This is a genomic window from Thiolapillus sp., assembly GCF_048562965.1.
GTDB lineage: Bacteria > Pseudomonadota > Gammaproteobacteria > Chromatiales > Chromatiaceae > Thiolapillus > Thiolapillus brandeum_A.
This window is the reverse complement of sequence record NZ_JBHNMF010000661.1, coordinates 1-1,683: the sequence shown is the minus strand read 5'-3', so window position 1 is coordinate 1,683 and position 1,683 is coordinate 1. Positions and strand designations below refer to the sequence as shown.

The window sequence follows — 1,683 nt, the reverse complement described above, 5'->3', positions numbered from 1 at the left end:
TGATGGTTTCACAACTCCATCTTCTCAGAGGCCGGGTGGGGTGCTCTACCCCGACAGGACAGACCTGATCATTTGCCTCAAACCCACCTCTGCTACCCACAAATTCTGCTGAGGAGCCAAATTTTTTGAGATTTTTAGTGGTTTTTCTCCTCTGAAACTCTAAATCATTGCAGTTTCGTTTGCACGCTTTCTTCATTCCTGCGCATGATACGTGTTTCCTCACAACGCTGTTATTGGCGTGATGGCCTTTCCTCCAGCAGCATTACCCGCCTTCTCCGGTACTACGCCACCATCCGACTTCTCAAGACGCGTCAGTTGTCCTCGCTTTATTATCACTTGTTCAACTTACTCTCTGTCCCTGAAAGACATCTCAAGATCTCCCGAGTTGCCCATCGCTCATCATCGTCAACATGCCATGCTTTACAACCCCGAAGCAGCTCCATGATACTGGTCGCTCGCATCATGGAATGGTGGTTTCCAGACGGAGTAATCTGTCACCCTGCTTGTGATAAGGGCTTTCGAGGCTAAATCACTTCAACTTTACGTTTACGGCCTGCTGCTTTGCTCACACCGTGCTTAACATTTGGAGTCACCTCCGCCTGCCCGGTGCTTGCTACTCGGTGGCTGACCTGCCTTGCCGAGGCGGGGTTCACACCCGCTTGAACGATCGACCTTGCTCGGCCGCACAATCCGACCCCTGAAGTTGATTCTGAAGTTGGACTCCGCCCCCTGAAGTTGATGTTTTTTTCATTCATAGTGCGTCCAAAGCCGCAATACTTTCACCACTTGCTCGGTTTCCAGGACCTGATAAACGATTCGATGCTGGATGTTGATGCGCCTCGAATATGCCCCGGAAAGATCACCCACCAGTTTTTCGTAGGGTGGCGGATTTTGGTATGGATTCTGTTCGATAACCTGAAGTAGCTCTTGGGCCTTTTTCTTTAAGCCTGACGAAGCAAGTTTTTTCGCATCTTTTTGGGCCTGTTTCGTATAGACCAGTTTCCAACTCACCAATCAAGCTCCTCAGAGCATTCAGAAACAGGCGTTTTCATCCCTTCCTTAATCGATTCCCCCATTCCCGGAATCGACATCAAATGCAGGGTTTCTGAGATGGCATTCCAATCCTCCTCCGAGACAAGAACAACGTTTCCTCTTTTCCCTGTAATTACAATGGGTTGGTGTGTATTCGATGTTTCATCGATCAAACTGTAGAGCTTTGACCGCGCTTCAGTGGCATTGAGAATAATCATGAATCTGACCTCCTTGGCTAAGCGTACGCCAAGGCGTACGCTTTTTCAAGCATAACATGCTTTGGTCGAGTAGACGGATTCCTTTGCCAACTTAGGTATGCGTTTGTTTTCTCTGTTTGCTGATTGGTTTCCCATCAGTGCCACACTATCCATACCTTATCGACATTGTTGTCACGCCCCTCACAGAACCGTGCTTGCGCTATTTACGCACACGGCTCCTCGTCAATACACTTCACCATAAAAGGATAACAAGTTCACTTTGATGCGCGGCGCGGGCAAGGGATGGCGCTCTAGTGTAGTGTTGCGTTCTTAACGGAACTAATAATCACAGTATTTGTCTATAATTTCATTCGAGAGAAAATGAGAAATAATCTTGTGAGAGTGGCCGTTGAAATTACCTTGGACAAAGAAGAACAGGACAAGCTGGAGAAGA

Annotated in this window: 3 protein-coding genes; all 3 read right to left on the bottom strand. The window is 48.0% G+C overall.

What is annotated here, in order from left to right; translation table 11 throughout:
* Window positions 1–196: hypothetical protein (locus ACOCD2_RS18890; RefSeq protein WP_293653125.1), on the bottom strand; the 196-nt coding region annotated here is incomplete at its 3' end.
* A gap of 551 nt (window positions 197–747) precedes the next feature.
* A complete protein-coding gene (locus tag ACOCD2_RS18885; protein WP_293650095.1) occupies window positions 748–1,011 on the bottom strand; it encodes a Txe/YoeB family addiction module toxin in 264 nt (87 codons plus the stop codon).
* A complete protein-coding gene (locus ACOCD2_RS18880; protein ID WP_293650096.1) occupies window positions 1,008–1,250 on the bottom strand; it encodes a type II toxin-antitoxin system Phd/YefM family antitoxin in 243 nt (80 codons plus the stop codon). Before ACOCD2_RS18880 ends, ACOCD2_RS18885 begins: the two co-directional genes overlap by 4 nt.
* Window positions 1,251–1,683: the final 433 nt, after the last annotated feature.